The 23,343-nt window shown below is 61.7% G+C and carries 20 protein-coding genes and 1 tRNA gene; 6 read left to right on the top strand and 15 right to left on the bottom strand.

Annotated features, from left to right (window positions below):
- Window positions 1–33: 33 nt before the first annotated feature.
- Window positions 34–1,341, top strand: coding sequence for a type III glutamate--ammonia ligase (glnT, locus tag J5Y06_RS06795; RefSeq protein WP_209334257.1), 1,308 nt, complete (start codon window positions 34–36; stop codon window positions 1,339–1,341).
- 15 nt (window positions 1,342–1,356) lie between these two features.
- Here glnT and J5Y06_RS06790 read toward each other — a convergent pair whose 3' ends face one another.
- From J5Y06_RS06790 to J5Y06_RS06770, 5 genes are all read right to left on the bottom strand, one after another.
- Window positions 1,357–2,046, bottom strand: coding sequence for an ABC transporter ATP-binding protein (locus tag J5Y06_RS06790; protein ID WP_209334256.1), 690 nt, complete (start codon window positions 2,044–2,046; stop codon window positions 1,357–1,359).
- Window positions 2,043–2,792, bottom strand: coding sequence for an ABC transporter ATP-binding protein (locus J5Y06_RS06785; protein ID WP_209334255.1), 750 nt, complete (start codon window positions 2,790–2,792; stop codon window positions 2,043–2,045). Before J5Y06_RS06785 ends, J5Y06_RS06790 begins: the two co-directional genes overlap by 4 nt.
- On the bottom strand, window positions 2,785–3,756 hold the full coding sequence (locus J5Y06_RS06780) for a branched-chain amino acid ABC transporter permease (RefSeq protein ID WP_209334254.1): 972 nt from the start codon (window positions 3,754–3,756) through the stop codon (window positions 2,785–2,787). Before J5Y06_RS06780 ends, J5Y06_RS06785 begins: the two co-directional genes overlap by 8 nt.
- A complete protein-coding gene (locus J5Y06_RS06775; RefSeq protein ID WP_209334253.1) occupies window positions 3,756–4,679 on the bottom strand; it encodes a branched-chain amino acid ABC transporter permease in 924 nt (307 codons plus the stop codon). Before J5Y06_RS06775 ends, J5Y06_RS06780 begins: the two co-directional genes overlap by 1 nt.
- Window positions 4,680–4,765: 86 nt before the next feature.
- Window positions 4,766–5,899, bottom strand: a complete 1,134-nt coding sequence (locus J5Y06_RS06770; protein WP_209334252.1) for an ABC transporter substrate-binding protein — start codon at window positions 5,897–5,899, stop codon at window positions 4,766–4,768.
- A gap of 129 nt (window positions 5,900–6,028) precedes the next feature.
- Between J5Y06_RS06770 and J5Y06_RS06765 the strand changes: the two genes are divergently transcribed.
- Together J5Y06_RS06765 and J5Y06_RS06760 are read left to right on the top strand one after the other, a co-directional pair.
- Entirely contained in the window at window positions 6,029–6,919 is an 891-nt protein-coding gene (locus J5Y06_RS06765) for an alpha/beta hydrolase (RefSeq protein WP_209334251.1), read from the top strand.
- Between the two features lie 54 nt (window positions 6,920–6,973).
- Window positions 6,974–7,050 (top strand) — tRNA-Arg (locus J5Y06_RS06760).
- Between the two features lie 19 nt (window positions 7,051–7,069).
- Here J5Y06_RS06760 and J5Y06_RS06755 read toward each other — a convergent pair.
- A complete protein-coding gene (locus tag J5Y06_RS06755; RefSeq protein WP_209334250.1) occupies window positions 7,070–7,216 on the bottom strand; it encodes a hypothetical protein in 147 nt (48 codons plus the stop codon).
- Between the two features lie 467 nt (window positions 7,217–7,683).
- Window positions 7,684–8,562, bottom strand: coding sequence for an SDR family oxidoreductase (locus J5Y06_RS06750; RefSeq protein WP_209334249.1), 879 nt, complete (start codon window positions 8,560–8,562; stop codon window positions 7,684–7,686).
- 157 nt (window positions 8,563–8,719) lie between these two features.
- Between J5Y06_RS06750 and J5Y06_RS06745 the strand changes: the two genes are divergently transcribed.
- Window positions 8,720–9,079, top strand: coding sequence for a winged helix-turn-helix transcriptional regulator (locus tag J5Y06_RS06745; protein WP_209334248.1), 360 nt, complete (start codon window positions 8,720–8,722; stop codon window positions 9,077–9,079).
- Window positions 9,080–9,240: 161 nt separating this feature from the next.
- Here J5Y06_RS06745 and J5Y06_RS06740 read toward each other — a convergent pair whose 3' ends face one another.
- Complete coding sequence (locus tag J5Y06_RS06740) at window positions 9,241–9,804, bottom strand: TetR/AcrR family transcriptional regulator (RefSeq protein ID WP_209334247.1); 564 nt, start codon at window positions 9,802–9,804, stop codon at window positions 9,241–9,243.
- Window positions 9,805–9,920: 116 nt separating this feature from the next.
- On the opposite strand from J5Y06_RS06740, the gene J5Y06_RS06735 reads away from it, so the two are divergent.
- Window positions 9,921–10,604: a glutathione S-transferase gene (locus tag J5Y06_RS06735; RefSeq protein ID WP_209334246.1), complete on the top strand. Its 684-nt coding sequence runs from the start codon at window positions 9,921–9,923 to the stop codon at window positions 10,602–10,604.
- A gap of 669 nt (window positions 10,605–11,273) precedes the next feature.
- Here the strand turns inward: J5Y06_RS06735 and J5Y06_RS06730 are convergent.
- Complete coding sequence (locus J5Y06_RS06730) at window positions 11,274–11,891, bottom strand: PRC-barrel domain-containing protein (protein WP_209334245.1); 618 nt, start codon at window positions 11,889–11,891, stop codon at window positions 11,274–11,276.
- On the opposite strand from J5Y06_RS06730, the gene J5Y06_RS06725 reads away from it, so the two are divergent.
- Window positions 11,890–12,111 (top strand): hypothetical protein, encoded by a 222-nt coding sequence (locus tag J5Y06_RS06725; protein WP_209334244.1) that lies wholly within the window; start codon window positions 11,890–11,892, stop codon window positions 12,109–12,111. The two genes, J5Y06_RS06730 and J5Y06_RS06725, sit on opposite strands and share 2 nt — an antisense overlap.
- Before the next feature lie 236 nt (window positions 12,112–12,347).
- On the opposite strand, the gene J5Y06_RS06720 is transcribed toward J5Y06_RS06725, so the two are convergent.
- The 6 genes from J5Y06_RS06720 to J5Y06_RS06695 all read right to left on the bottom strand — a co-directional run bounded on the left by J5Y06_RS06720 (window position 12,348) and on the right by J5Y06_RS06695 (window position 23,272).
- The gene (locus tag J5Y06_RS06720) at window positions 12,348–13,385 is read right to left on the bottom strand and encodes an enolase C-terminal domain-like protein (protein WP_245247587.1); all 1,038 of its coding nucleotides are present in this window, start codon (window positions 13,383–13,385) and stop codon (window positions 12,348–12,350) included.
- A gap of 64 nt (window positions 13,386–13,449) precedes the next feature.
- The gene (locus J5Y06_RS06715; protein ID WP_209334242.1) at window positions 13,450–15,222 is read right to left on the bottom strand and encodes a thiamine pyrophosphate-requiring protein; all 1,773 of its coding nucleotides are present in this window, start codon (window positions 15,220–15,222) and stop codon (window positions 13,450–13,452) included.
- 117 nt (window positions 15,223–15,339) lie between these two features.
- Window positions 15,340–18,078 (bottom strand): FAD-linked oxidase C-terminal domain-containing protein, encoded by a 2,739-nt coding sequence (locus J5Y06_RS06710; RefSeq protein ID WP_209334241.1) that lies wholly within the window; start codon window positions 18,076–18,078, stop codon window positions 15,340–15,342.
- 366 nt (window positions 18,079–18,444) lie between these two features.
- A complete protein-coding gene (locus J5Y06_RS06705; protein ID WP_209334240.1) occupies window positions 18,445–20,250 on the bottom strand; it encodes a glycoside hydrolase family 15 protein in 1,806 nt (601 codons plus the stop codon).
- A gap of 219 nt (window positions 20,251–20,469) precedes the next feature.
- Complete coding sequence (locus J5Y06_RS06700) at window positions 20,470–20,889, bottom strand: PPC domain-containing DNA-binding protein (RefSeq protein WP_385930559.1); 420 nt, start codon at window positions 20,887–20,889, stop codon at window positions 20,470–20,472.
- A gap of 781 nt (window positions 20,890–21,670) precedes the next feature.
- Window positions 21,671–23,272, bottom strand: coding sequence for an FAD-binding oxidoreductase (locus J5Y06_RS06695; RefSeq protein ID WP_209334238.1), 1,602 nt, complete (start codon window positions 23,270–23,272; stop codon window positions 21,671–21,673).
- Window positions 23,273–23,343 lie beyond the last annotated feature (71 nt).

Here is a 23,343-nt window from a genome sequence, read left to right as displayed (position 1 = left end):
ATGCAGTCAAGCAGACCAAAAAGGGGACCCGGAGTGACGCTCCAGCTATCCGATTTCGCCGCCGAACGCGGCATTCGCTATTTCATGATCAGCTTCACCGACCTTTTTGGAGGTCAGCGTGCCAAGCTGGTGCCGGCACAAGCCATTGCCGATATGCAGAAGGACGGTGCGGGTTTTGCCGGTTTCGCAACCTGGCTCGACCTGACCCCCGCTCATCCGGACCTGTTCGCGGTGCCGGACGCAAGTTCCGTGATTCAGCTGCCCTGGAAACGCGATGTCGCCTGGGTTGCGGCAGACTGCGTCATGGAAGACCAGCCGGTGGCGCAGGCTCCCCGCGTCATGCTGAAGCGGCTTGTTGAAGAAGCCGCCGCCAAGGATCTTCGCGTCAAAACGGGCGTCGAGCCGGAATTCTTTCTGGTTTGCCCGGACGGCAGCCGTATCTCGGACGATTACGACACCGCAGAGAAGCCCTGCTACGACCAGCAGGCGGTGATGCGCCGCTACGACGTTATCGCCGAAATCTGCGATTGCATGCTGGAACTCGGCTGGAAGCCGTACCAGAACGACCACGAGGACGCGAACGGCCAGTTCGAAATGAACTGGGAATATGACGACGCGCTCGCGACCGCCGACAAGCACTCCTTTTTCAAGTTCATGGTTCGGTCCATCGCCGAAAAGCACGGCCTGCGCGCGACCTTCATGCCGAAGCCCTTCAAGGGGCTAACGGGCAGCGGCTGCCATGCGCATATTTCCGTGTGGAACAATAAAGGCACCACCAACGCCTTTGCCGACAAGGCGATGCCGTTCGGCCTGTCAGCGCAGGGCAAGGAGTTCCTGGGCGGCATCATGCGTCATGCTTCGGCACTTGCGGCCATCACCAACCCTACCGTGAACTCCTACAAGCGCATCAATGCGCCGCGCACGGTATCCGGCGCGACCTGGGCCCCAAACACGGTGACCTGGACCGGCAACAACCGAACCCACATGGTGCGCGTGCCGGCCCCTGGGCGCTTCGAGCTGCGTTTGCCGGACGGCGCGGTGAACCCATACCTCCTTCAGGCCGTGATCATTGCGGCCGGCTTGTCCGGCCTGCATCACCGTGCCGATCCCGGTCCGCACCATGACATCGACATGTACAAGGACGGCCATACGGTCACCAATGCGCCGAAGCTGCCGCTCAACCTGCTGGACGCCTTGCGCGAATACGAGAAGGACACGGAACTGCAGGAAGCGCTGGGAACGGAGTTTTCGGCAGCCTACCTCAAGCTCAAGCAGCGGGAATGGAACAGCTTCTGCGGCCATTTCACCGATTGGGAGCGTGAAAACACGCTCGACATCTGAGCCCATCGGGCGCGGCTATACGCCGAGGTATCGATCCCGGATCGCGGCGGTCAGGTCGTCTGGCCGCCCGCTCCAAGCGCTGCGACCGTTTTCAAGCACGACACAGCTATCGGCCACCGGAAGAAGCTCGCGCAGAGTCTTGTCCACGAGCAGGATCGACTGCCCTTCCGCCTTCAAGCTCCTGATGGCGCTCCAGATGTCGGCGCGGATCACCGGCGCCAGTCCTTCCGTGGCCTCATCGAGAACGAGCAATCGTGGATTGGTCATCAGCGCTCGGCCGATCGCCAGCATCTGCTGCTCGCCGCCTGAAAGCGTCTTGGCGGACTGCTTTTGCCGCTCCTCCAGCCGCGGAAAAAGCGCGTAAACGCGCGGCAGAGTCCAGGCGCCAGATCGCGCAGCAGCCAGGAGGTTTTCAGCAACCGTCAGCGTGGCGAAGCATCGGCGCCCTTCGGGAACAAGGCCGATTCCCATGCGCGCAACCCGATGCGGCGCGACGCCGACCAGGTCCTCGCCGGCGAAGCGCAGCGTTTTCGCGCGAGTACGCGTCAAGCCGAACACGGAGCGGATCGTGGTGGTCTTGCCCATGCCGTTGCGCCCCATGAGCGCGACGACCTCGCCTTCGCCGACGGCAAGGTCAACGCCAAACAGAGCCTGGCTGACGCCATGAAACGCTTCGAGGCCCTCGACCTGCAGGAGGAGGCTCATGCGTCATCCCCAAGGTAGGCTGCGCGTACCTCCGGATGGCGGCGGATCTCATCGGCTGTGCCCGTTGCGATCACCCTGCCGTAGACAAGAACCGAGATGCGGTCGGCAAGCGCAAACACTGCGTCCATGTCGTGCTCCACCAGAAGCATCGGCACCTCGCTTCGCAGCGCATTCAGCAGAACCACGAGATCCTTGGACCCTTCCGGCCCGAGCCCAGCCATGGGCTCGTCCAGCAGAAGAGCGCGCGGCCCGGTGGCGAGCGCGATCGCGATTTCAAGCCGGCGGCGTTCCCCATGCGACAGTTCGGCCGCCGGAACGGCAGCACGACCGTCGAGCCCTGCCCGTGCAAGGCATTCCGCGGCCGCATCGGTCAGCCGCGCGTCGCGGCGCACATCGGCAAAGAAGCGGAAGCTCGTCCCCTGCCGCGCCTGCACGGCGAGCATGACGTTGCGGAGGGCGGAAAACTCCGGAAGCACCGACGAAACCTGAAAGGTACGGGCAAGGCCGAGTTGCACGCGATCGGCCATGTGGAGGCTCGTGATGTCCTGGCCAGCAAAGCGCAACTCGCCCTCGTCCGGCTGAAGGGTGCCGGCGATCTGGTGGATAAGCGTTGTCTTGCCCGCGCCGTTTGGACCGATCAGAGCGTGAATCTCGCCCGGGCGCAGCGTCAGGCTCACGTTGTCCGTTGCCAGGAGCGCGCCGAAGCTTTTCTTTAACCCGCGCAGTTGGAGAAGCGGTTCAGCCATGGCGCGGCCTGCCGGCAAACAGCCCGATGATCCCGCCGCGCGCAAAAAGCACTACCCCCAACAGGATCAGTCCGAGGAAGAACTGCCAGCGCTCGGTTATCCCGCCGAGCCCATATTCGAGAAACACGTAGACCGTGGCGCCCGCCACGGGCCCGAAAAGCCGGCCGACCCCGCCGAGGATGATCAGCACGATGAGTTCGCCAGACAGGTGCCAGGACAGCATGGACGGGCTTACGAAGCGGTTCAGGTCGGCAAACAGCGCTCCAGCCACCCCGGTGATCGCGGCCGACAGCGCGAACGCTGTCAAACGGATCTTGAACGGCCGAATGCCGACGGCAGCAAGCCGCACATCGTTTTGCCGTGCTGCCTGCAACGCGGCTCCAAACGGGGAATGTTGCAAACGCCAGAAAAACAACAGCGCCGCCGCCAGCAAGCCGTAGCAGACCAACAGGAATGGCAGCGGCTGCAGCGTGTTCACGCCTGGGAACCCGTTTCGCACGTAAAACGACAGGCCATCTTCGCCGCCATAGGCCGGCCAGGAAATCGCAAAATAGTAGATCATCTGGGCGAAAGCCAGTGTGATCATGATGAAGTACACGCCCGACGTGCGCAGGCTGATCGCCCCCATCGGCAGCGCGATCAAGGCGGCCAGCAGCATCGAAACGACCCAGATCACCGGCATGGACTTGGTCCCGGGAAGCCCGGGGAGCAGCGGCTCCATGTTGAATGCGTGCACCGCAAGGATCCCCGCAACATAGCCGCCGATGCCGAAGAACGCGGCATGCCCGAAGGAAACAAGCCCACCCAAGCCAAGCGCGACGTTCAACCCGACCGCAGCCAGCGCCAAAATCGCAAGCCGAGTGGCCAGGGTGAGGTAGAAGGGCTCTTCGAAAAGCAACGCCGCAGCGGGAATGGCGGCCAGAACAAGGATCATGAGACCGTTGAAAACGGTTTCGCGCGCCATCAGCCTGCTGCCGCCGGAAACAGGCCGCGCGGCCGAAGTGCAAGGATCAACGCCATAAGAACGTAGATCAGCATGGAGGCCAGCGCTGCGCCAGTGGACGCCGCTGCGGACGGCGAAATGAAGCTTGAAAGCGCCAACGGAAGCAGCAAGCGGCCGGTCGTATCCACCACACCGACAAGCAGCGCACCAAACAGCGCGCCGCGAATGGACCCGATCCCTCCGATCACGATCACCACGAACGCGAGGATGAGCACCGGCTCACCCATTCCGACCTGCACCGATTGCAGGGCTCCCACCAGGGCGCCCGCCATGCCGGCAAGGGCAGCACCCAGCGCAAACACGATCGTGTAAAGCGTGCGAATGTCGATACCGAGGGCCGCAATCATTTCGCGATCCGCTTCGCCCGCGCGAATGCGCATGCCGAGGCGTGTGCGGCTGATAAGGAGATAAAGGCCAAGTGCAACCAGAAGGCCTGCGCCGATGATCGCCAGCCGGTAAATCGGGTAAGGTGCGCTGCCAGGCAGCGTCAGCGCGCCTCCAAGCAGTGGCGGAATGTCCAGGTAAAGCGGAAACGAGCCGAACAGCCAGCGCGTGCCTTCCGAAAAGATCAGGATCAACGCGAATGTCGCCAAGACTTGGTCAAGATGATCGCGCCCGTAAAGCCGCCGGATCACGAGCACCTCAACCAAGGCGCCCGCCGCTGCCGCGCCGGCGAGACTGGCAACGAGGCCGAGCCAGAACGATCCCGTGGCCGCGGCAACGGCCGCGCATGCAAAGGCGCCCACCATGTAGAGCGAGCCATGGGCCAGGTTGATCAGCCCCATGACGCCGAAGATCAGCGTCAAACCCGACGCCATCAGAAACAGCATGAAGCCGAACTGGAGCCCATTGAGCAGTTGTTCAAGAAGAAGGGGGATCTGCAAGGGTTTGGGGATATCCGTAGCGGCTGAACGCACCGCGCCGGGTCACCGGCGCCGCGCGTTCGTCGAGATCTGGCGCTCGGAAGCGCTTACATCTTGCAGTCTTTGGCGTAAGCGTCGCTGTGATCCGTGAAGGCAGTCGCGATGATCTTGTTGGTGATCACGTCGCCTTCCTTCACCACCTCCCGCACATAAATGTCCTGGATCGGGTGGTTGTTGGTGTTGAACTTGAACTTGCCGCGAACGCTCGGGAAATCGGCTTCCTTCAAGGCTGCGCGAAACGCCTCCTTGTCCGTCACGCTGGCCTTGGCGACGGCGGACAGGATGAGGTTCGCCGTATCATAGCCTTGCGCGGCATAGATCGAAGGCAAACGACCGTACTCGGCCTGGAAATCGGCGACAAAGGTCTTATTGGCTTCGTTATCGAGATCCTTTGACCAGGACGCCGAATTGCGCACCCCAACCGCCGCATCGCCGATCGCACCCAGAACGTCCTGGCTGAAGGAGAAGCCGGGCCCCATCAATGGGATGGTCACACCGGATTGGCCATATTGCTTGGTGAAGGCGATCCCCATTCCGCCCGGCAGGAAAAAGAACACGGAGTCCGCACCGGACGCGCGAATCTGCGCGATTTCGGCGGCGTAATCGGTTTGGCCGAGTTGCGTATAAACCTCGCCCGCCAGTTCGCCCTTGTAGTAGCGCTTGAAGCCCGTCAGCGAGTCCTTGCCGGCCGGGTAGTTCGGGGCAAGGATGAAGGTCTTCTTGTAGTCGCCATTGGCATACTGACCCATCGCCTCGTGGAAGTTGTCGTTCTGGTAGGCGACGTTGAAGTAATTGGCGTTGCAGCCTGCGCCCGCCAGCGGCGATGGGCCGGCATTGGGCGACAGGTAAATGACGTCCTGTGCGGTGACGCTCGGAACCACGGCCATGGCAAGGTTCGACCAGATGATGCCCGTGAGCAGGTCGACCTTCTCGCTCTGGATCATCTTGTCGGCGATCTGCACGGCAAGCTCCGGCTTCTGCGCGTCGTCCTCGACCACGACCTCGATGTCCTTGTTGCCGGACTTCTTGATCGCGAGCAAAAACGCGTCGCGCGTGTCCACGCCAAGACCGGCACCGCCACCCGAAAGCGTGGTGATCATGCCGATCTTCACCGGCTCTGCGAAAGCCCCGGCTGTGCCGGCGCAAAGAGCCACAAGCGCGGCTGCCATCATCTGCTTCATCGTTGTTCCCCCTTGAAGTCTTGATCGTTCCCTTTCTAGAAGCCGAATTATCAGTGTTTTTCCAGCCCGAAGCGATGATTTTGCGCAGCCCAGCGCAGAATCTTTGGAAACAACCACGAGGAAACCCGCATGTTTCTGCTGCCGATCACCGACTGGGACAATGCCTACGCCAATGCGCCCAACATCCCGAATGGCGATCAATGGCCCGCCAGGTGGGCTGCCATGGCGCAAGCCTTTCGCGAGCGCATGGTAAGCCAGGGTCGGGCGCAACTCGACCAGGTCTATGGCGCAGGCTCCCGCCAACGCTTCGACCTTTTCTGGCCGGCTTGCGAAGCGAAGGGCCTCGTGGTCGTCGTTCACGGCGGCTTCTGGATGCGGTTCGACAAGAGCATGTGGTCGCATCTGGCGGCCGGTTGCGTGGAGATGGGTTTTGCCGTGGCCGTGCCGAGCTATACGCTTTGCCCAGAGGTCCGTATCCGCGACATCAGCCGAGAGATCGCGCAGGCGATCGTGCAGACGGCGGCGCGGGTTGCCGGCCCGATCCACCTGGTGGGTCATTCCGCGGGCGGCCATCTGGTGACGCGCATGGTGACAACAACAACGCCGCTGCCGGAAGAGGTTGGCGCGCGGATCGGGGAAACGCTGTCGATTTCCGGTTTGCATGATCTGCGGCCGCTGATGCGCACCACCCTCAACACGACGCTGAAGATCGACGAAACAGAAGCGTTGGAAGAAAGCCCGGCCCTTTTGCAACCAAGGACCGGCGTGCGGCTGACCTGTTGGGTTGGAGCATCTGAGCGCGCGGAGTTCATCCGGCAAAACGCGCTTCTGGGCAACGTCTGGACAGGCCTTGGCGCCGGCACGCGTGTGGTGGAGGAACCCGATCGCCACCATTTCGATGTGGTTGAGGGCTTGCTGGCACCGAGCAGTCCGCTGTTGACCTGTTTGCTGCAGGACGACGGTTCTGCGGGCTTGAAAAATACGAGAAGTCCGCTTGCCTTTTACCCGGCGAATGGGTAGTTAGCCGTCACCGACGCGGGAGCGACGCTCCCGCCTTCAGGCTTTGCCTGATGCGCGCCCGTAGCTCAGCTGGATAGAGCACCAGACTACGAATCTGGGGGTCAGGAGTTCGAATCTCTTCGGGCGCGCCATATAAGCTTCGGTTTTCACTCAGACAATTTTACGGTTCTTCTCATCCGACGGCGTGGTTTGCAGGCGGTTTGCAAACGCAGTCGCGTCTGCGTGCTCGAAAGCGTAGATCGCAGCCTCCGCCACGCGCTTAGTGCGGGCAAGATAGCGCTCCAGAATGCGCGTCACGACTGCAGCGTGTGACCGATGTTAGCCTGAAGCTTGATCCCGACCATCGCCAGTCTCCCACGCCGCCAGCGCGTCATCAGGGCTTAAGTCGTGGCGTTTTGGTATGAGATCGAGCTTGTCCGCAGCTCGCCGCAGTCGGGTTCGGCATTCTTTGCCTCCTAGAGGATCTGGTGGTGGGCCTAATTGCCTATGGCCGTCTCACGCGTCTGCTCGGGCCGTGCTGCGAGCCATTCGCGGGCGACCACCTGTATCACCCTGATCGGCACGGCACGACGGCCTTCGAACTGTTCAAGGAGGCCCTGCGAGCGAGCAGGGTCATGTGAGGGTCTGGCAAGCGTCGGCGTCGATTTCTTTGATAATTACGGGAAAGCGCGCGGAACCTGGTTCAGTGGCGTCCTCCTCTCGGAGGGCCTGGCCCATTTCGGACCACCGAAATGAAGGCAGGCTGTGGGTGCCCCAAGAGGCCATCAGTCTGGGTGTGCGGCATAGCTGGCGTCCAGGAACTCGGCCGCTGTTGTCGGTTTGCGGCCGAGGAGTTTCTCCAGGTCACCCGTCTTGCCGTCCCACTCGCCGGCGTTGATGCCATGCACCCACGCGAGCGCGAAGCCGGCAGCGGGCTCCGGCAGGCCCGCGGCCACAAGGTGAGCGATGTAGCCCTCGTCCGACCTGGCAACGAAAGGCACCGGCTTGCCACTGATGTCCGACAGGATCTGTGCAACATCGGCAAAGGAAACGGCGGGATCACCGTATAGCGAGTAGGTCTTGTTTTCGTGGCCCGCTTCACTGAGCACAACCGCATGTGCCTCGGCCAGATCGCTACGGGAGGCAAAGGCCGCCTTACCCGTTCCAACGGGCGCGTGGACGCCGGTCTCCAGGGCGTTTCCACCGATGTAGAACTCGATGCTTTCGAGGAATGGCGGATGGCGGACGGTTGTGAATTGAAGCCCCGAAGCCTCGATCATTTCCTGTGCGATCATGTCCTGCTCGGTGACCTGGGGCAGGACGAAGTTGGATCCCTCCTTTCGGATAATCGGCATGTAGACGATGTGCTGTACGCCCGCTTGCCCTGCGGCGCTGATGGCATTTCGATGCTGCGTGTTCCGGTCGGTAAAGGCCGTGGCGGACACCAGCATCATATTGTCGATTCCTCGCAACGCTCGCACCATTCCGTCATGATCGAAATAGTCGCCCTGACGGATTTCGATCCCTTCGGCGGCGAGATCGGCTCCGTTGGCGGGATTGCGGGCGAGGCCGACAAGATCACTCGCAGGTCGGCGCTTCAGGAGGTGTTGCAGCGTCAGTCGGCCGATGTTGCCGGTTGCGCCTGTAACGAGGGTCCTGCTCATGGTCATCCTTTCGGTTGATGAACGGTCAGGCGACGATCTCGTGACGGCGAACCGTCACCTCCTTCCCGTGGACATCGGCGCCGGTACTCAGTTAGAACCCAGCAGACCCACGGTCTAGTACAGACTATTTGGTAAGTATCTGCATAAAGGATCGGCGATGACCGAGACGAATTTCCAATGCGGACTGGAAGCGGTTCTGGCTATCCTTGGGGGCAAATGGAAGCCGCTCATTGTTTATCACTTGGCCAGTGGGCCCAAGCGCACGGGACAACTCCGCAGGCTCGTCACGAATGTGAGCGAGAAGATGCTGATCCAGCACCTCAAGGAGCTAGCGGAGGATGGCGTTCTTCGCCGGGTGGACTTCCAGACCGTACCGCCACATGTCGAGTATGAGTTGACCGGCTTTGGTCGAAGCCTAGCCGACGTTCTCGCTCCGTTGTGCCAATGGGGAACCCTTCACATCGCCGAGGTCGCCATGATTGTGCAAAGGCGGTCGCACGAAGCGACAATGGCTTAGCGAACCGCTGCGTAGAGTCGGTTCGGCAGCACGCTTGACATGCCCGAAAGCGCCCGTTCGGAATTGAGCTGTATGTTCTTAGGTGGGGTTTCGCTCAACCACCGGAAGCCAGTTCAGTATCCGCTTCAGGGATGCGGCGATTTCAACATCAAGCGATCCGCTCACGCTGGCAGGAGTCCTGTCGCGCGATAGCTCTCGATCGCAGCGTCATAAACCGATATGTCTGAGCGGCTCCTTGCGATCAGTTGGGCGCCCGCAACAGCCGCGAAGATTGCGCGGCTTCGCTGTTCACTCTGCTCAACACTGACCAGTTCCGAGGCGACGAGCGCCTTCTTCAGCCATGCAACATTGATGTCAGCGAAGGTCTGAACCTCCTGCTTCACCGCGTCTGGCAGGTCGTGATATTCGCTGGCCATGCAACTGCAGAGACACATGCGATTTCCGCTTTCGAGTGCCCTGCGAAACATGTTGGGGTAGAGATGAAGGGAACTGACCGGATCCGGCGCCTGGGCTGACAGGGCTTCCAGACAGATTAATGCATCCTCCCAATAGCGCCTCACTACCGCTACCCCCAGATCGGCTTTGCTAGGGAAATGATAGTGGATGCTCGCAGCCTTTATGCCTACCTCGGCCGCGAGGTCTCGGAAATTCAAGCCTTTGAAGCCACGCGTCTGTGCGACCTTCTTGGCCGCTGCCAGGATCGCCTCCTTGGAATTTGATCTCATTCCGCCTTCCCACTAAATCGTAAATCCACCTACCACATGACAGGCAGCCGTTGACCAACCGAGAAACGACAGCGATAACTTCACCTATCAAGTGACAGGTAGATGGAGCTCCGAGGATGAAGATTTATGATTGGCATACGGGGCCGTATCCCGCGCGGGTTCGCATTGCATTGGCTGAGAAGGGACTACAATCGCGCGTGGTATTCGTCTCAGTGGATCTTCGTAAAGGTGAGCACAAGGCACCGGAGTTTCTCGTCAAAAACTATTCCGGTACACTGCCGGTGCTCGAACTGGAGGACGGTACTTTCCTTGCTGAATGCACGGCTATTATTGAATATCTTGACGCACTAGAGGGTCGGCCCGTGCTTACGGGTGATTCACCACGCGAAAGGGGCGTCATCAGCATGATGAGCAAGCGCGCGGAGATCGAGCTACTCGACGCGATAAGCGTCTACTTTCATCATGCGACCGCAGGGCTCGGACCCCTGGTCGAAACCTATCAGAATGCGGAGTGGGGTTTTCGGCAGCGCGACCGGGCAGTCAAAGGAATGCGCTACTTCGACAATGTACTAAAAAGCCAGCCATTCATCGCTGGTGAGGCATTCTCCACTGCCGATATCACAGTGATCGGCGGTATGATCTTTGCCGAGATCGTACATTTGCAGGTGCCCGAAGAATGCCACTCTCTCCGCGATTGGTGGACGAGAATGCAGGAGCGACCGAGCGTCCAAAGTCGCTTGTCAATATCACAAGGGCGCGAGGCAAACCTGTCCCAGCATTCTTCAGAAGGCCCCAAGTAGGCGCACCCAGAGGCATCCTCCAAGGAGGTCGCCTCGCATGGCTTCCTTGATCTGCTCGCTCTACGCCGCTACCCCCGCTAACGAGTCGGCACCGGTAGAGCGAGACCAGGGGAAGCGGTTGAACGGCAACCGACCCCATATCGACCATATCCGGCGTAGGTGGAGCTGCGCCAAATCTGTCATTTGCGATTAGGTCTAGCAGCGGGCTGATGCCTCCACCTAGGCCGAGTTTGATATCAGCGGCCTCCGTCCCAACTCAGCACGCCGCCGTTCTACGAGGAAGGGCAGGAAGCGCCTGTCGGGTTTCCCACCCAGTCTCAGCCATCGGCCCCCGCTTACCGTCGCCTGTGGGAATCATTTTTCACGGCTGAAACGGGGCCGGGCAGCCGATGGTCCGCTTTTGGGAAATGCTAGGCCGTAAGCTGCCGTTTGGATCTGCGTGATCGGGCAAAGTTTGCCCTGTCAGCTTACGACCCTTTTCGGTCAGGCGAGGGCTGCCATCCACGGTCTCGCCGAAGCTTCGGCGGCCTCTTTGCGCGGAGAGCAACCTGGAAGGCTCCCATGATGAGAACGATGTTGCCCGTCGGTCATGCCGTGTTTCTACGTAGATTGGGCACCGCCCGAGCGTCGTTGCCCGGGCGGCAAAGGTACACCATTCAGACCCCGTGATCAGTCGTCCCAGATGTCATCGTCGTACGGCTGAAGCCCCGCCACGTCGGCCCGGGTGTAAGGCAGGTCATAGGTGGTCGCGCCCGGCCTCCATCCATAATTATACCCATAGAAAGGGTAAGCGTACGAGCCACGGGCTCCGAAGCCCACGTCCGGACGTACGATGACGGCCGACACTTGGCCGTTCTGGATAATGAGGTCATCCACATAGCCGTAGTTGACGAAAGTGTCGCCGTCCCGCAGGCGCGCGTAGTCGTCCATGAGTTCGCGGGCCTGCCAAACGCGGGGAGCGGTCTCGACCAAACCGGCGCCGTCACCAGAAACCTCCTGGACTGCCGTTGCGGCAGCAGAGGCAGTAACCACCTCGTTCTTGAAGAGGGTGTAGTCCTCGAGGATCTCCTCGGTCAGTGGCAGCACGACGCGCTCCGCCACAGGATCCACGTCAACCTCCTCCCACGGCACGTTCACGTGCGTATCACCGATATCCCAAAGGCCTCCGACCTCGGCGATCACCGACAGGACCTTCCCGTCAGCGCCGAACAGGACGTTCTCGACTTCGCCGATCTCCTCGCCGGTGGTATCGTAAACGTCCATGTCGAGGATCTCCTCGACGCTCATGGATGTCTCAGCGGTGATTGCGGGATTCCACTCGGACAGGGGTGTTATTCTGGGTTCGACGGCGGCGGTGTTCGTCGCAGTGGCGGCCGGAGTGGTAGCGGCCGGAGCCGGAGTGGTAGCGGTCTGGGCCGAGGCCACGGAAACGCTGGCCAGCATCGCCGCCGACGTCATGAGAGCAGTTGTCAGGGTTCGCATTGGGAAATCCTTCCGTTTTGACTGAACCGTTTACATCCGGACGCAATCCGGATGGCTGGGGGACGCACGACTTTGTTTCCGAGCGTCATAAATAGTGAATGCGCTGAGGAGACGAGGGTTGCGTTAAATCTCGGTAACCTCAGCCGGAGCGCTTCTTTGGGCACGTCTTAGTGGCCCAGTAGAAAGCACAGCCCCTCGTGTCCCACCTTGGCCGCTCGACTCCTGCCGCTCGGCTGCTGGCAAGATGGAGAACACTGTCTGCTATTCTCGCACGCTATACGGTTCGAGGTCTGCGCGACGAAGCCGCAGGCCAAGACCGGCTTCGCTTAGAACTGCTAAGGACCCGCTCACGGGACGCGGAGCGCCTTCGAAGAATTTCGCCTCTATGATTGAGTGATCGTGGAACCACTCCAAATGAACCATGTTGCTCACTGCGCAACCTGGGTGGACATGCAAGGCAGGCGCGCAGTGCGCCGACAGTGGGACTGAGAACGCCTCAGCAAGCGACGCCGCCTTCATGAAGCCGGTAATGCCGCCACAGCGCGTCGCATCGGCTTGCAGGATGTCAACCGCGCCCGCTTCCAGCATCCGTCGGAAGTAGAAGATATCATAGGCATATTCACCTGCTGAGATTTCGACCGGCGTGGGCGCGCGATCGCGAAGCAGGCGCAGCCCCGAAAGATCGTCGGAGGAGACAGGTTCCTCGAACCAGACAACGCCCAGCGCGCTGGCCACTTCGGCAATCTGAAGCGCCTGCTTCCGGCGATAGGCGCCGTTGGCGTCGATCATCAGCTTGACTGCGTCCCCAATCTCGCTGCGGATCAAGGCCATCCGCCGCCCTTCCTCCTCGCAGCTGCCGCCGATCTTCATCTTGACGGCGCGAAAACCCTCCTCGGCCCAACCCCCAAGCTGCGCCCGCAATTGGTCATCGCTGTAGTTTGTGAAGCCGCCGCTGCCATACAGGTCGATTTCGGAGCGACTTCCACCGAGGAGATCGCGGACGGGCCTGCCAAACAGCTTGCCCTTGAGGTCCCAGAGCGCAACGTCCACTGCCGAAATCGCCATGGAGGCGATTCCCGGCCGCCCTAGATTGCGGATCACCTGATACATTGCCGTGGAGGCGGCGGGGATGTCGGTGGCTTCAATACCTTCCACCGCATCCGCCAGAACATCGTTGATCAGCCTGGCCGTAGACGAGTCTGCATACGTGTAGCCCAGCCCTCTCAGGCCACCGGCCTCCACTTCGCAGATGACGATCGTGGTCTGATCCCAAGACAACGTCCCGTCCGCCTCAGTCATTTCCGTGGGCACCGCATAGGCTGAGGCGGAAACGGAAGTAACCGCTGTTTCCGCTACCATCCCGCTACCCCAGGAAGGACCGCTTGAAGGTCTGCCAGACAATTGCTCCCGCGTTCGGATCGCCTTTCGCGAGCGCCTTCACATAGCTTTTCGCCTGCGAGGCGGTGATGTGGGGTGGCAAGGTCGGCACGTTCGCGTCGGTAACGGCGTCGATGACGACTGGTCGGTCAGCGGCAAGCGCCTGGTCCCACGCCGGTCCGATCTGGTCGGGCGTCTCCACCCTGATGCCGCGCAGCCCGACCATTTCGGCGAAGGCGGCATAGGGGAACTCCGGGACGTTCTGCGTGCGTTCGGTCTTGCGCGACCCCGCCATCGCCCGCTGCTCCCACGTCACCTGGTTGAGATCCTGGTTATTGAGCACCGCGATGACGAGGCGCGGATCGCTCCACTTGCGCCAGTACTTCCCGATCGTGATAAGCCCGTTGATGCCTAGCATCTGCATGGCGCCGTCACCTACGAATGCAATGGAGACGCGGTCCGGATGCACGAATTTCGCGGCGGTGGCATAGGGCACGCCGGGACACATCGTGGCGAGGTTGCCCGAAAGCGAGGCCTTCATGCCGCGGCGGAGCCGGAGCGCCCGGGCGAACCAGTTCGCCGATGATCCCGAATCCGCGCTGATGATGCAGTTTTCCGGTAGGCGGCTCGACAGCTCCCAGAAAAGGAGTTCAGGGTTTATCGGGTCAGCCTCCATCAGGCTTTTCTTCTCGACGCTCTTCCACCACTTGTCGACGTTCGACTCAATCGACGCGCGCCAACTCCTGTCTTCCTTCGGCTTCAGGTATGGCAGGAGCGACCGCAACGTCAGCGCCGCGTCGCCAACCAGCCCCAGTTCCATCGGGTAACGGATCGACAGCATCTTCGGATCGATGTCGATCTGAATGCCGCGCGCCTGCCCTTCCTTCGGCAGGAACTCCGAATAAGGAAAGCTGGAACCGACCATCAGCAGCGTATCGCATTCCTGCATCATGGTATCAGATGGCTCGGTACCCAGCAGGCCCATCTGACCCGTGACGAAGGGCAGGTCGTCAGGCACAGCGGCGCGCCCGAGCAGCGCCTTGGCCACACCGGCGCCGAGAACCTCGGCAACTTCAATGACCTCATCCGTGGCTTGCAGTGCGCCCGCGCCAACCAACATGGCAACCTTCTTGCCATTGTTGAGTATCTCGGCGGCGCGCCTCAGATCGTTTTCCTCTGGCACGACCCGCGGCCGCCGGTAGCCCACGCCTGAATGGATCGTGCCGTGCTCGCGCGGCGGCTTTTCCACAGCGTCGAGTTCCTGAACGTCGTTGGGGACGATGATGCAGGTCACGGTCCTCATGCTGAGCGCGATACGGGCGGCGCGATCAACGAGATGCCGCATCTGCGCTGGATCCATGCAGACATGCACGTATTCGCTGGCGACATCCTTGAAAAGCGTCTTCAGATCAACTTCCTGCTGATAATCGCCGCCCAGCGCCGCGCGGGCTTGGTGGCCGACGATAGCGAGCACCGGCTGGTGGTCCAGCTTGGCGTCGTAGAGGCCGTTGAGGAGGTGGATTGCTCCAGGGCCGGAGGTTGCCATGCACACCCCGAGTTCGCCGCTGTATTTGGCGTGGCCACCAGCCATAAAGGCAGCCGATTCCTCGTGGCGGGTCTGGATGAATTCGATTGCGTCGCCGGCGTTGTCCAGCGCTGTCATGAGTCCATTGATGCCGTCTCCCGGAAATCCGTAGATCCGTTTCACACCCCATTCCTGCAGGCGTGAGAGCATAAAGTCCGCGACGGTGCTGGCCATTTTGAACCTCCAGTTGCTGTTTAGGATCGACAGTTATTCCGCGTTGCGGTGCCGAAGGTCATGCCGTCAACGGACCCGGCACACCAAGGTTCCCGGTCGCGACCGGGACCTCAAGGTCTACAGGCCAAGTTGCATTGCCACTGCCTCGGCCGCGTGCAGTGTCTTGCGGTTCGTGCCCTGCTCGATCTGCTCCCGGCAGCTGAAGCCGCTCGCGATGATGAGTTGGTCCTCAGGCGCCTCGCGCACGGCGGGCAGCAGCACGCGTTCCGCGAGATCCATGGAGATCTGATACTTGTCCCGCTCAAAGCCGAACGCGCCTGCCATCCCGCAACATCCCGACGGCATCACGCGGTGGTCGATGTTCAACAGATCGAACAGCCTGCGTTCCCCCTCCTTGCCGATGACTGCGTGGTGATTGCAGTGGATGTGGACGAGGGCCGAGACGTTGCGTGGAGAAGCGAGCCCCTTGGGGAGGCATTCTGCCATAAAGTCCGAAAAGTAGTGCGTTTGTGAGGCCAGTCGACGAGCCGGCGGGTCATCAGGAAACAGGTTCACGAGTTCGTCCTTGAACGCGGCCACACAAGCGGGTTCTAGGCCCACCAAGGGTGTACCCGCCTCGATCTCCTCCGCCAGTGCGTCGAAGGTCCGCCGCCACAGGCCCTTCGCGGTCGACAGCATGCCCCAGTCGTAGAGCGGTCTGCCGCAGCAGAGCGGTTGTTCGGGGACGACAACGGTAAAACCGGCGCTCTCCAGACATTTGACGGCTGCCATCGCTGTGTCCGGCCGCAGATAATTGTTGAACGTGTCGGGCCACAGGATTACGCGGCGGCCACCCGCGTGCGGCGGCCTTTTTCTGAAACGCGAGACGAAGCTTTCGCGCGCAAACTTCGGCATATCACGCTGGGGAGCGATGTCGCCGATGAACTTGGCCGCCGTCGACAGGCCCGGCGCGCGAAAGATGAAGTTGACGAGGCCCGGCGCAAGCGTCGCCGCGCGCGACCACCGGTGGATCAAGCCCATGAAGTAGGCGGAGCGCGGACGAAGTCGGCCGGAATAATAGTGCGACCGGAACTCCCCTTTGTAGGTCGCCATGTCAACGTTGACCGGGCAATCGCTCTTGCAGCCTTTGCAGGCCAAGCACAGGCTAAGCGCGTCCTCCACCTGGTCGCTGCGCCAGCCCTTGTCGATCGGGCCACCGTGAAGCATCTCGAACAGCAGGCGCGCCCGCCCGCGGGTGCTGTGCTTCTCCTCGCGCGTGGCGATGTAGCTGGGGCACATCACCTGCTCCTCGCTGTCGACGCGCCTACACTTGCCTACGCCGACGCAACGTTCCGCCGCGCCCGCGAACCCGCCCTCGTCACCAAAAGCGAAGGTCGTCTCGAGTGGTGGCGGCTTGTAGCTGGGACCAAGCCGGAGGTTTGAGGTGAGCGGATAGGGATGCACGATTTTGCCAGGGTTCATCCGACCATCCGGATCCCAGATAGCCTTGAATTCGTTGAAGGCCTGAACGAGTTCGGCGCCGTACATCCGTTCCAGGAGTTCGGCCCGCGCCTGGCCGTCGCCATGCTCGCCAGATAGCGAGCCGCCAAACCGAACCACAAGATCGGCAGCCTCCTCCATGAACCGCCGCCAGTCTCGGATGCCACCTTCGCTCTTGGGATCGAAGCTTACCCGGCAACGGACGAGGCCATCGCCGAAATGGCCGTACATCGGGGACACATAGCCGAATCGTTCGTAGAGCGCCCTCAGTTCACGGATGTAGTCGCCGAGCCGATCGGGTGGCACCGCCGAATCCTCCCAGGCTTCCCAGGCTTCAGGTCTATCCGGAACATAGGCGCTGGCTGGCAACCCTGCCTCGCGGATCAGCCAAGCCTGAGCCTGCCGGTCGGGATCGGCCACCATGTTGGCCGTGACAGACGGCATCTTCTCGAAATGGCCCGTGAGCTTCCGCGCCCGTTCTTCAGCTTCCTCCAAAGAATCCGCGCCCAGTTCCACGAAAAGCCAGTCACTGGCGTCGGGCAGGATATCGAGCTTGTCGACATGCAGGTCCTTGCGTTTCATCGCGTCGACGAGGAAGGCGTCGAACCCCTCGATGGCGAGCGGCTCGAACCGCAGCACCTCCGGTACCGCGTCCGCTGCCTCGGCGATGTCACGGAAGCCGAGGATGACGAGAACCCGCGTGGCGGGGCTTGGCACCAGCCTGAGCTTCGCTTCCAAAACCGTGACGCAGGTGCCCTCGGTGCCGACCAGCGCCTTGGCTACGTCGAAACCATTCTCCGGCAGCAGCTTGTCGAGGTCTGCATAGCCCGAGACCCGACGCGGAATATTCGGGAAGCGGTCGCGGATCAGATCACCATATTTCTGCCGCAGATTATCAAGCGCCCGGTAGATGTCAGCTCGAGGGCCGCCAGCCGCCAGAATAGACTCGAACTCTTGCTGGCTTGTCGGACCGACATTCAGTTGAAGGCCGCGATAGGTCAGCGCTGTGAGCCTAATCACGTTGTCAGCAGTGCGGCCGCTGCTGACAGAGTGCACACCGCATGAATTGTTGCCGATCATGCCGCCCAGCGTGTTGTGGTTATGGGTTGCCGGATCGGGACCAAAGGTGAGGCCATGTTCGCCAGCCGCGTCTCTCAAATGGTCCAGAATACACCCCGGCTCGACCCGAGCCGTGCGCTCCGTCAGGTCGAGCTCCAAAATGCGGTTCATGTACTTGGAGAAATCGATGATGACGCCTGTGTTGATGGTCTGACCGGCGAGGCTCGTGCCGCCCCCACGCGACGTGACCTGCGCATCGTGTCGTCGGCAGATGCTCAGGCAGCGACTGACGTCTTCGGCCGTCTGCGGCAGAACCACGCCTGCCGGGACCTGACGATAGTTCGAGGCGTCCGTGGCGTAGAGCGCACGATCGCCGGTCGAAAAGCGGACCTCGCCCTTGATCGCCTGTTTCAGTTCCGCCGCGAGCTTTGACACTGCGCGGGGCTCTCGATGAAACGCGGCTGCGATCCGCGCGCCCGAGGAGTGGACGCGCACTTCGTCGGTGCCTTGGTTCCGCGATTTTGCGGCAGTGAGTTTGAATGGCATCGCTGATCCTCTCGTAGCCACTGCGTAAGGAATGCCGGCAAGCGATCCGCAGCTCTCCAGCATCGACCTTTGAATTATGTTCCTCCAACCACCCTTCGCGTCTGGGCAATCCGCAGGGCCCAGAGGCGGGTGAGCACGTCACTCGCTCTCTGCGGATTCCCCCACCGCGCCTCTTGGTCCGGCGAAGTTGAACGCGGTTTCAATCAGGGCGAAATGCGAGAAAGCCTGCGGGAAATTCCCGATCAGCGCCCCTGCTTTCAGATCATATTGTTCCGACAACAAGCCGACATCGTTGCGCAACGATAGGAGGCGTTCGAACAGGCGGCGTGCATCCGCATGTCTCCCCTGCAGGATCATGTTGTCGGCGAGCCAGAAGCTGCAGGCGAGGAAGGCTCCTTCCTCTCCCGGCACGCCATCGACCGTCTCGTTTGTGTCGTAGCGAAGCAGAAGGCCGTCGCGCATCAAGTTCTTCTCGATGGCCTCGACTGTTGAAACCATACGGGGATCGTTGTGTGGAAGAAACCCATAGGTGGGCATCAGCAGCAGGGCAGAATCGAGCGCTCTCGAGCCGTAGGCCTGAACGAACGCGCCTCTTTCCGCGTCAAACCCGTGCTCAAGTATTTCCGCGCGCACCTCGTCCCTCAGCTTGCGCCATCTATCGACAGGTCCGCCAAGACCGAACTTCTCCGAGGATTTCACAGCTCGGTCAAAGGCGACCCAGGACATGAGCTTGGCATGTACGAAGTGCCGCCTGTCGCTGCGGATTTCCCAAATACCGTCGTCCGGCTCGCGCCAAAGGTCCTCAAGATGTTTCAGGAGCTCAGTCTGAAGGCTCGACGATGCCTCGTGCAATGTCAAACCGGACTCCCGCGCCGCATGCAGGGTGTCGAGGATGCTGCCGAAGACGTCGATCTGCAGTTGGGAATAGGCGGCGTTGCCTATGCGCACCGGTCGGGAGTCGCGGTAGCCGGGCAGCCAGCCGATTTCGACCTCGTCGTTGCGGTGTTCGCCGGCGACGCCGTAGAGCGGCTGCGTTTGCGAAGCGGCGCCCGCGACGGCCCGCAGGAGCCAGTCACACCAGGCTTCGGCTTCCTGACGATAACCCGCGTCAATCAGCGACAGGAGCGTGAAGGTCGCGTCTCGCAGCCAGCAGAACCGGTAGTCCCAGTTGCGCTCGCCGCCGAGCCGTTCCGGCAGTGAGGTCGTTGGCGCGGCAACGATCCCGCCGGTGGGCCGATAGCTGAGCGCCTTAACGGTGATCAATGACCGCATGACCGGCTCGCGCCATTCCCCCTTGTACTGGCAACGACCTGACCAGTCGCTCCAGAAGGCTTCCGTTTCCGCAAGAGCATCCTCCGCGTTCCCCGCCTCGGGAGGAGCGAAGTGTGACGCCCCGTATGTGAGAACAAAGGGGATCCGCTCGCCCTCGCTGACGCGGAACTCGGCAACCGTGGAAAGGCCTTCGCCACGCGTTTCGATAGGGGTGGTCAGCATGATCGAATGCGGGCCGGCGATGGCGCGCAACGCTTCCCCGTTCGCCGCCTGAGTTACCCATGGGATGATGCGGCCGTAGTCGAAGCGGACGGTGAGATCCATCCGCATGCGCACCTGGCCGCGCCTGCCGACGACAATCCGCACAAGATCGGAAATGTGGCTGGCGGCGCGAACCGGCATGAAGTCAATGATCAAGACCTCGCCTTCCTCGGTCTCGAAGCTGGTCTCGAGGATCAGCGTGTCGCCGCGATATCGTCTGCTGGTTGAGCGCACCTGGTCGCGAGGCGCCATGCGCCAGCGGCCGTGGTCTTCCGTCCCCAGTAGCGCCGCGAAGCAGGCTCCCGAGTCGAAGCGAGGCCAGCACAGCCAGTCGATCGAACCGTCGCGACCGACGAGCGCGGCAGTTTCGCAGTCCCCAATCAGGGCGTAATCGTCAATGGCGGCGGGCATGAAATCCGGAGTGACCTCAGCTTCAACTAAACGCGGCGGACGAGAGAACCGCCACGTCAGGGTGTCGTAGAATGAGCCGCGTGCACGGGACGACAATCGCTGCGCCCGCCTCTGCCCCAGGAGTGAAATCCGTTTCGCCCGAGACGGAGGCCGGGGCGCTGCGGAGGCTGTCACCTGGTATGTTGCCTTTGACAATCGTCCAGTGGAGGCTTCCGATTGTCATGGGCCGGCTCGGTGCGGTTTGATCAACGGAAGTCCCGTTTCGTCATCCTTCACGCGATGGAGGTGCGCCTCGGTCTCGGTGATGACCACCTCCAGGGTTGGCCGGACCTCGCCACGGGCGAGATGGCCCGCGATTGCCCTTCCATCCCTCTTGCCCAGCACAGCGTGAACGTGGACGGCCGGCTTGCCCTCACCGTCGAGCGCGATGTCGCCGACCATGGTCGCGACCTCCACCTGCTCGTTGACAGGGATCGAAAGGTATTCCTTGGTGTCCCACTCGAAGAAACTGAGCTCGGCAGTTCGGAAGGCTCCCAGCGCCGTCAGCTGCGCGGCCGAGATGTTTTCCACCTCCGCAAGGCGCCGGAGGCAGTCCATCGCCTCGTCACCCTTTTCAAGTACCGCGAGGATGGTGCGCAAGCCTCCATGTTCATTCAACGGTCGCGTCAGCATGTCTTCTCCTTTCGAGACTCTCTCAGGGCCTCAGGCGGCTTGAACGATGACTTGCCGGAGCGGACGACAGCGCCGCTAGCCGAACTGGGCCCGTCTGCACTGCGTCTCGCCGGGTTTGGCCGGCAATGCTTGCCGAAGCCGCGCGAGAGACTCTTGTGAACACCACCACATTTGCGCTCTACGCGCGGGCTGCCGCGCGACCATCCCGGGAGGTCGCAACCCGCGCCGCCGGCGGACCATACGCGGCGAAGGCCGCGAGGCTGTTCACTGTTGCCAATGATTTGAACGTGAGATTCGTTCCGCCTGAGCAGATGGTCCGTTCGCCATCCAATCTCAGTCATTGGTGCCCGCTTACCGTCGCCCGTGGGAAACGATTTCCTGCAGCTGAAACGGGGCCGTCAGCGGACCGTCTGCTGTTGAGCGATTAGAGGGCGGAAGCAGGCGTTCTTCTTTCGACCCCGAAGCGGACATCGTCCGTCGAATGTCCAACGCCCAAAAGCCGCCGTGGCGAAAACATTAGTTCAGCAATATTGCCCCAGCCTATTTCGCAGACGCGAGCGGTTAGCAGCTTATGGCCTACTTTGGGTAGGGCGTTGTCGTCCAGCCGCCATCGAAGGTGAGTGCCTGGCCTCAGACCTTGGTTGCGTCGCGCGATCAAACGAACAGCGCCGACCGCAGCCCGCTCCTCCGGCCTGCCGGCGGATCCGGCGGGTCGATTGTGAGGCAAGTTGTTGGTTAGGCTCGCCGTCTAGTCGGGCTGCCGGCCAGTTAGCCCCAGCGAAGCCGGGTTCATCAGGCCGGAAGGGTCGAGAGCCTTCTTGATGCTTTCCGCGAAGGACAGCGTTTCGGGCTCGAGCAGCTCCGCGTACGGGTAGTCGCGTGCGACCTGCCAGCTGACGCCGCCAAGGCTGGCGTAGAGCTCCTGCGTGCGGCGGCGCAGCTTGGCGACGGCGTTGCGCGATCGCGGGTTGGCGGGGCGGTTCATCCAGGGGCGCACCGTTTCCTCACCTATGCTTTTCGCATGCAGCGGGGTGATCTCGTCCTCCCAGTAGAAGGCGGGCTCCAGGAAGAACTCGTTGCCCACAGTCATGCTCATCACGGAATAAAGAATACCATGCTCTTCCATGAAGGCTTTGCGCTCTTCGAAGAAGCCGTCGTTGACCTCTATCACCTGTTTTGCCGCGCTTAGTGGGAAGACGGCATGGATCGGCACCCAGCGCTCGCCGTTGAGGCCGAGCATGCCGCGCACCGGCGAGAACGGCTTGGAGCGCATAACCTTGGGCACCGTGTTCTCGATCTCTGTGCCTGCCTTGCCGCCGATCTCGCGCAGCCGCTTCATCTTGACGGCCAGCGCCTCGGGCGAATCCGCCTCGGTGACGATGTGCAACGTGAAATTGTGCGCCTTCAGAAAGGACGTGCCGCCAGCCACAACAGCTGCGGCATCCTTCAGGCCCTGGAACATGGTCTTGCCGGCGCCCGCCACGTTCGCCAACGTCTTCAGCCCGTCGGAGATGCGGTTGACGCTCGCAGAATGGCCAGCCTTGTTGCGGTCGATGCCGAAGCCTTCCGCTACGTATCGCGTGCGCGCCATCTCGGTTTGGGTGAGCGCCATGTCTAGCATCGACTTGAAGCCGAAGGACAGGTAGCCGACCTCCTTTGGGCGCGGCCAGAGCCGCAGCGTCGCCGAAACCTTGATGCCGAAGGCGCCATTGTCGCCGAGGAAGATGCCGGTGAAATCCGGCCCGCCATAGCGCGAGAATGGCTTGGCACCCGTGCGCCCGCCCGAACCCGTGGTGACCTTGCGACCATCGGCCAAAACAACTGTCACGCCCAGCACCGTTTCGGCCACTGTGCCGTTCAGCGCCGAGCCAAAAAAGGCGCTGTTTTGCGACAACGCGCCTCCGATCGTGGCGTTGACGCCGGAAAGCGGCCCCCAGTAGCCGGTTCGCAGTCCGCTCGGTTCGAGTGCGGCGTTCAGCTTGTCCCAAGTGCAGCCGGCGCCGACGGTCACATAAAGATCGTCGGCGCTGAGCTCGATGATGTCGTCGATCTTGCGTGTATCAATCACGACGGAATCGGCGCGATCGGGCAAGTATCCTTTGGTATAGGACATGCCGCCGCCACGCGGGACTACGGAAAGCCCCTCCTCCGTTGCAAGCTTCACGGCGGCCACCACGTCCTCGGCCGATTGTGGCATGACGATCGCCAGAGGGGGAATGCCCGGCTGCCAGAAGATGTCGTTGGCATAGAAGTCCCGCGTTGGCTGGTCGGCCAGCACACGCTCTTCGCCCAGTGTCTGACGAAGCTTCTCCACCGCCATAAAATCGTCCGCACGGACGTGTGACGTCATTGACATCCTGCCCCCCTGTGAGCGTTCAGATCACGCCCGAAAATTCCGGTCGCTTCTTTCTCGACAACGTT

It is taken from the genome of Tianweitania sediminis (genome assembly GCF_017813335.1).
Lineage (GTDB): Bacteria > Pseudomonadota > Alphaproteobacteria > Rhizobiales > Rhizobiaceae > Tianweitania > Tianweitania sediminis.
The sequence above is the reverse complement of the archived record's forward strand: the minus strand, read 5'-3'. Positions and strand labels throughout refer to the sequence as shown.